Source organism: Actinoplanes nipponensis (assembly GCF_016862275.1).
GTDB classification, from domain to species: Bacteria; Actinomycetota; Actinomycetes; order Mycobacteriales; family Micromonosporaceae; genus Actinoplanes; species Actinoplanes nipponensis.
Window position 1 is genome coordinate 40299 of the sequence record NZ_BOMQ01000091.1, and the last position, 6393, is coordinate 46691.

Genomic DNA, 6393 nt, shown 5'->3' on the forward strand with positions numbered 1-6393 from the left:
GCCACGCACGGTCCCTATCCTGGCTAGCCTGGTCGGGTGGAACCCAGCAACGCGGGGCTGCCTGTCGTCCACGTCGGGCGTCAGGCGATCTATGACCGGTCGGGCGACGTCGTCGCCTACGAGCTGCTCTTCCGCGACGCCGCGGCGGCCACCCAGGCCTCCCGCCGTTCCGCGGACGCGACCAGCCGGGTGATCGTCGCCGCGTTCACCGACTTCGGCCTCGACGAGCTGGTCGGCAACCGGGCCTGCTTCATCAACATCACCCGCGAGTTCCTGATCGGGGAGCTGCCCATCCCGTTCGGCCCGGACCAGACCGTGCTCGAGATCATCGAGACCGTCGACGTGGACGAGGCCGTGGTGGCCGGCGTCGAGGAGCTGGTGTCGCGGGGCTTCACGATCGCGCTGGACGACTACACGCCGGGGGCCCACGACCGGCTGCTGCCGCTGGCCACGTACGTGAAGATCGACGTGCTCGGCACCGGCGCGGACGCCGCCGGGATCGCCCGCCGGTGCCTGGCCGACAACCCCGGTGTGCAGCTGATCGCCGAGCGGCTGGAGACCGAGGAGCAGCTGCACCAGGCGATGGACCTCGGCTTCCACCTCTTCCAGGGCCACGTGCTGGGCCGCCCGCACGTGGTGTCCATGGTCGGCCTCTCGCCGGCCCGGCTCAGCCGGCTGCGGCTGGTCAACGCGCTCGCCGCCGCCGAGGTCGACTTCGATCAGGTGGTCTCGTTCATCACCGGCGATCCGGCCCTGACCTACCGGCTGCTGCAGGCCACCAACGCCGCGGCGTCCGGGCTGAAGGCCCGGGTGTCCTCGGTCCGCGAGGCCGCGGTCCTGCTGGGCCTGCCGACCATCCGCCAGTGGGTCACCCTCATGCTGGTCGGCGACCTCGCGGAGGGCTCGGAGGGCCAGCTGGTCAAGACGATGACCCGGGCCCGGATGTGCCAGACGGTGGCCCAGCGCGTCGGCCTCTCCGGCGACGCGGCCTTCAGCGTGGGACTGCTCTCCGGGGTCGCCGAGGTGATCGGGCACTCCCCGGCCGAGCTCGCCCAGCACCTGCCGCTGGCGGAGGACATCAGCGCCGCCCTCGCCGACGGCGCGGGCCGGCTGGGACACGTGCTGGCGGTGGTCCGCGACTACGAGAACGGCGAGGCCGCGGGCCTGGCCGACCTGCTCGACCCGGGCGACGCCGTCAAGACCTACCTCTCGGCGATGACCTGGTGCAACGAGGTCCTCGGGGCCACCGGCGAGGCCGGCCGGCCGAGCACCTCCCCGGCGCCGGCGTAGGCCGCCGCCGGGTCAGCGCCCGGCGGGCTGGAACAGCTCCACGAGGTTGCCGGCCGGGTCGGCCAGCAGGATCTGGCGTCCGCCGGGGCCGGACACGACCTCGCTGCGGAAGGCCGCCCCGGAGCCGCGCAACCGGTCGATCTCGGCGTCCAGGTCCTCGACCGTCAGGTGGATGCGGTTGCGGCCGGCGGTGGCGGCGTCGCCCGGAGTCGCGCGGGCGCCCGAGCTGGCCGGGCCGGACAGCAGCAGCCGCAGCGGGCCGCGGACGACGTCGGCGAACGCGGGCGCCGCGCTGGTGTTGACGGTGAAGCCGAGCCGGGTGGTGTAGAAGTCGACGGCCTCCTGAACGTCGTCGACGAGGTAGCGCACGCTGGCGTACTGCTCGGATGTGGTCACGACGGTGCCTCCTGAAGGACGGGCAGCAGGTGCCCGATGCGGGTGTCGATGTCGGCCGCGACGCCGCGGAGAGCGCGATAGTCCAGGCGGCCGGGGTCGGGGATGCTCCAGTGCGCCCGCCGGGGCCGTGCCGGGAACTCCGGGCACACCTCGCGGGCCTTGTCGCACAGGCTGATCACGTAGTCGAACTCGTGGCCGGTGAGCGTGTCCCAGTGCCGGGGGCGGCGGTCACCGATGTCGATGCCGTACTCCTCGCGCAGCACCCGGACGGCGTCGGGGTGCATGCCGGGCCGGGGCCGGCTGCCGGCGCTGGCCACCTCGATCCGGCCGCCGGTGCGCAGCCGCAGCAGGGCCTCGGCGATGGGCGAGCGGGCGCTGTTGCCCGTGCACACGAACAGCACGCCGGCGTGCTGCCGCGCCCGCCCGGGCTCGCGAGCGGACCCCGGGCGCAGGGCCGGGTGCAGGGCGGCGCCGGCGTCGCCCAGCGCGGCCCCGCAGCGCCGTACGTCCAGGTGGTAGTAGCTGTCGCGACCGTCGAAGGTGCTGCGCGTGCTGGTCACCAGCCCGCCGTCGCGCAGCAGCCGCAGATGGTACGAGACCAGGCTCTGCGGCTCGCCGGCCAGCGCCACCAGCTCCCGGACCCGCAGGTCGCCGGAGGCCAGCGCGGTCAGCAGCCGCCACCGCAGCGGGTGGGCGGCCAGCCGCACGAAAGCCGGGGGAGCCGGATGCGCGGACGCCATGCACCGCACATTACATCAAACTCATTTGATGGAGTAGCCCAGGCGTGACGCGTACCGGCCGGGATGATCACACCCCGTGGAGAGGTTGGCGGATCGGGTGGGCCCGGATCGGGTGGACAGCCGGTATCCGGGGTCCCCGGGGCGTGCGACATTGTCGCGCGGGCCGGCGGCAGACGCGGGCCGTGACGACACGGGAGGTGCCCATGGACGACGCGCTGCTGGCGTACGACGCCGGCCGGGTCGACGCCCTGGCCGGGCACCGGGACGCCGAGCGGGCCCGGCACCCGCGGACCGGGGCGGACTACCGGATGGGGTTCCTGGACGCGCGCATCGAGATCTTCCGGATGCTCTCGTCCGCCCGCCGCATCCTCGAGGGCAACGACTGACGACCCGGCCGGCATCATCCGCGCAGGACCGGCAGCAGGTGCCGGCGGACGAGGTCCAGCGCCGGCCGCCAGTCCGGGGGCAACTCGTCCCGCGGCGGCGGACCGGGGTCGAAGCCGGGGTCGCCGGTGGTGACGACCACGGCGCCCGGCAGGACCACGACGTGCTGCCCGGCCCAGCCGCCGGCCAGCAGCAGGCCGTCGTCCACCCAGATGCCGAGACCGTACGGCAGTTCCTCGGGCGGCCCGCCGGGCGTCTGCGCCGTGGTCATCGCGGCCGCGAAGGCCGGATCGAGCAGCGGTCGCCCGCCGGCCCGCCACAGCTCCCCGAGCCGGCCCAGGGCGTCCGCCGAGAGCCGCAGGTGGGCGAAGCCGTAGCTCACCCCGTCGGGGTCGGCGGCCCAGGTCGCGTCCGCGATGCCCAGCGGGGTGAACAACTCGGCGGCGGCGTACTCGGCGACCGGGGCCGCGACCACTCGCGACAGACCCGCCGACAGCAGGTGGGCGGCGCCGTTGTCGTACCGGAAGACCCGCCCGGGCGGATCGGTGCTCGGCGCCGACGCGATGTGCGCGACCTGACCCCCCGGCCGGGCGGTGACCGCGTCGATGTCCCACGGCCCGTCGACGGCGGCGCCGCGGGTCATGCTCAGCAGCTGGCGCCAGGTCCGGCCGCGCGCCGGCGTCCCCCGCAGCGCGGGCAGCACCGCGTCGAGCGGCTCGTCCAGGCCGGGCAGCAGCCCCTGGCGCGCGGCGACGCCGGCGACGGTCGCGACCACGGTCTTGGTCACCGAGAACACGTCGGCCACCACCGGGCCGCGATAGTGCTCGTCGAACACCAACTCACCGGCGACGAGCACGCGCAGGTGGCTGGTGTGGGCGTAGCGGTGGTCGGCGCGCACGGTGGCGCCGATGCGGCGGCAGGCCGCGCGGACCGCGGCGGGATCGGGCATCCGGCGAGGATCCCAGGCGCTCGGCGGATGCGCACCACCGTTTCCGGCGGCGACCGTCGCAACGTCCCGACCCGGGCGGGGAAGACCGGGTGAGCCGCGGCGGCGGGTCAGCCCAGCAGCGGGTCGTCCAGCAGGTGCTCGAAGGCCAGCTCGGCCGCGCCGATCAGGGCCGCGTCGTTGCCCAGGCCGGGGGTACGCAGCCGGATGTGCTCGCGGCAGGCCGGCAGCGCCACCTCGTTCAGCCGGCTGCGGATCTGGGCCGCGGCGACCAGGTACACGTCGCGCAGCGTGCCGCCGAAGATCACCGTCTCCGGGTTGAAGATGTTGGCCAGGTTGCCCACCCCGAAGCCGATCCAGTCACCGACCTGGCGGACCGCGAACTGGGCCCGGCTGTCGCCGTGCATCGCCGCCCGCACCACGGCCAGCACCGCCGCGCCGCCGGTCTCGCCCTCCCGGCCCGCGCGCCGCAGCAGCGCCTGCTCGCCGATCTCGGTCTCCCAGCAGCCGCGCGAGCCGCAACTGCACTCGCGGCCGTACGGGTTGACCACCATGTGGCCGACGTCGCCGCCGCGGCCGCCGTACCCGGTCACCCGGCCGCCGCCGGCGATGACGCCGGCGCCGATCCCGGCGTCGCCGTGCAGGTAGATGACGTTGTCGCAGCCGGCGGCGGCGCCCCGGCTGTGCTCGACCAGGGCCGAGACGTCGGCGTGGTTGCCGACGGTGAGCCGGCCCGGGCCGCCCAGCTCGGCGGCGAGCGCGGCGGCGACCGGCTCCGTGGCCCAGTCGACGGCCGGGGCGAGGCGCACCGTGCCGTCGGCGCGGCGGAACCGGCCGGCGACCGCCACCCCCGTGCCGACGTAGCGGGCATCGCCGGGCACGTCCGCCCGCATCTCGCCGACCAGGCCGGCCAGCGCCGGGAGCACGTCGGTGACCAGGGTGCCGGGCGGGCGGGCGGTCTCGCGGTGATCGAGGATGCGGCCGCCCAGCCCGACGCGGGCCGCGCGGAGCCGGTCCACCTCGACGCTCAGCGCGTACGCGTAGACCCGCGCCGACTGGGGCCGCACGACCAGCGACGGCCGCCCGGCGCGGCCGGTCTCGCGCGGCGCCGCCTCGCTGACCAGTCCCGCGGTGGTCAGCTCGGCGGTCAGCGCGCCGATGGTGCTGCGGTTGAGCCCGAGCAGGCTGGTCAGTTCCGCGCGGGAGGTCGCGCCGTGCAGGTGGACGTACCGCAGCAGCGACCCGAGGTTGTGCCGGCGTACCTCCTCCGGGCTGGGGCCGGCTCGCATCAGCGTGCCGTCCCCGGGCCCGAAGTGGTGCTCACCGGGTACCGGTAGCAGCCGCCCTGCGCCGGGCCAGGGCGTCGACGCTGGCGGCGATGAGCAGGATCAGGCCGGTGAAGATGTACTTCTGCCCGGCGGAGAAACCCATCAGACCCATGCCGTTGTCGATCACGGCGATGACCGCGCCGCCGATGACCGCGTTGATCACCTTGCCCTTGCCGCCGAAGAGGCTGGTGCCGCCGATGACGGCCGCGCCGACCGAGTAGAGCAGGATGTTGCTGCCGCCGGTGTTCGGGTCGACCGAGCTGGCCCGGCTGACCGCCATGATGCCGCCGATGGCGGCCATGAACGAGCCGATCGCGAAGACCGAGATGCGGATCCGGTCGACCGGGATGCCGGCCCGGCGGGCGGCCTCGGTGTTGCCGCCGACCGCGTAGACGTGCCGGCCGTACGTGGTGCGGCCCAGCACGAACGTCCAGAAGATCAGGAACGCCCCGATGATCGGCACCACGATCGGCACGCCCTTGAGCGAGTTGATCGCCGGGTTGACCGCGCGCTCCTGCGACAGCACGGCCGTGGTGGCCAGGATCAGCACGGCCAGCCCGCCGACGCGCAGCAGCACCACGCCCACCGGGTCGGTCACCAGGCCGCGGGCGGCCCGGGCGCGCATCCGGTTGAACTGCACCAGCGCGTAACCGATCACGACGCCCACGGCCAGGATCCAGCTCCACAGCACCGAGAGGTTGTCGTTGTTCAGCGAGATGACGAACTCGTCGCGGATCGAGACGTTGATGCCGCCCTTGAGCAGCACCAGCAGGATGCCCTGGAAGGCCAGGAAGGCGGCCAGCGTCACCACGAACGACGGGATGCCGACCTTGGCGATGAGCAGGCCCAGCACCAGCCCGATGACCAACCCGGTGAGCAGGGCGGCGGGAATGGCCAGATACCAGGCGACGCCGTGGTTGGTGAGCAGGATGGCCATCACCGCGCCGCACACGCCGCTGGCGTAGCCGGCGGACAGGTCGATCTCGCCCAGCAGCAGCACGAAGATCAGGCCCATGGCGATGAACACCACCTGGGCGCCCTGGGTGAACAGGTTGGCGAAGTTGAGCGGGCTGAAGAACGTCTCCCGCGCGACGCCGAAGATCAGCGACAGGACGATCAGGCCCAGCACGGCCGGCAGGCTGCCGAGGTCGCCGCCGCGGACCCGGCCCCAGTAGTCGTGGATGTGCCCGGCGACGGTCGGCTTGACGACCTTGACGCCGCCGGCCGTGGTCGTGGTGGTGGTCACTGGTCGCCTCCGGGCGTGATGTCGATGGCGTCGCCGTTGAAGGCGGAGGGCTTCTCGGGCGGT

General features: G+C 74.2%; 7 protein-coding genes. 2 read left to right on the plus strand and 5 right to left on the minus strand.

Features of this window, described 5'->3' with window-relative positions; genetic code table 11:
• Window positions 1-36 precede the first annotated feature (36 nt).
• A complete protein-coding gene (locus tag Ani05nite_RS37175; RefSeq protein ID WP_203776337.1) occupies window positions 37-1290 on the plus strand; it encodes an EAL and HDOD domain-containing protein in 1254 nt (417 codons plus the stop codon).
• A gap of 12 nt (window positions 1291-1302) precedes the next feature.
• Here Ani05nite_RS37175 and Ani05nite_RS37180 read toward each other — a convergent pair whose 3' ends face one another.
• Both Ani05nite_RS37180 and Ani05nite_RS37185 read right to left on the minus strand, forming a co-directional pair.
• On the minus strand, window positions 1303-1686 hold the full coding sequence (locus tag Ani05nite_RS37180) for a VOC family protein (RefSeq protein ID WP_203776339.1): 384 nt from the start codon (window positions 1684-1686) through the stop codon (window positions 1303-1305).
• Window positions 1683-2426: an arsenate reductase/protein-tyrosine-phosphatase family protein gene (locus tag Ani05nite_RS37185; RefSeq protein ID WP_203776341.1), complete on the minus strand. Its 744-nt coding sequence runs from the start codon at window positions 2424-2426 to the stop codon at window positions 1683-1685. Before Ani05nite_RS37185 ends, Ani05nite_RS37180 begins: the two co-directional genes overlap by 4 nt.
• A gap of 182 nt (window positions 2427-2608) precedes the next feature.
• Between Ani05nite_RS37185 and Ani05nite_RS37190 the strand changes: the two genes are divergently transcribed.
• Window positions 2609-2812 (plus strand): hypothetical protein, encoded by a 204-nt coding sequence (locus tag Ani05nite_RS37190; RefSeq protein ID WP_239131018.1) that lies wholly within the window; start codon window positions 2609-2611, stop codon window positions 2810-2812.
• A 14-nt stretch (window positions 2813-2826) separates the two neighbouring features.
• Here Ani05nite_RS37190 and Ani05nite_RS37195 read toward each other — a convergent pair whose 3' ends face one another.
• The 3 genes from Ani05nite_RS37195 to Ani05nite_RS37205 all read right to left on the minus strand — a co-directional run bounded on the left by Ani05nite_RS37195 (window position 2827) and on the right by Ani05nite_RS37205 (window position 6330).
• Window positions 2827-3759: a serine hydrolase gene (locus tag Ani05nite_RS37195; RefSeq protein ID WP_203776343.1), complete on the minus strand. Its 933-nt coding sequence runs from the start codon at window positions 3757-3759 to the stop codon at window positions 2827-2829.
• A 107-nt stretch (window positions 3760-3866) separates the two neighbouring features.
• Entirely contained in the window at window positions 3867-5045 is a 1179-nt protein-coding gene (locus Ani05nite_RS37200; protein WP_203776345.1) for an ROK family transcriptional regulator, read from the minus strand.
• Between the two features lie 31 nt (window positions 5046-5076).
• A complete protein-coding gene (locus Ani05nite_RS37205) occupies window positions 5077-6330 on the minus strand; it encodes a sugar ABC transporter permease (RefSeq protein WP_203776347.1) in 1254 nt (417 codons plus the stop codon).
• Between the last annotated feature and the right edge of the window lie 63 nt (window positions 6331-6393).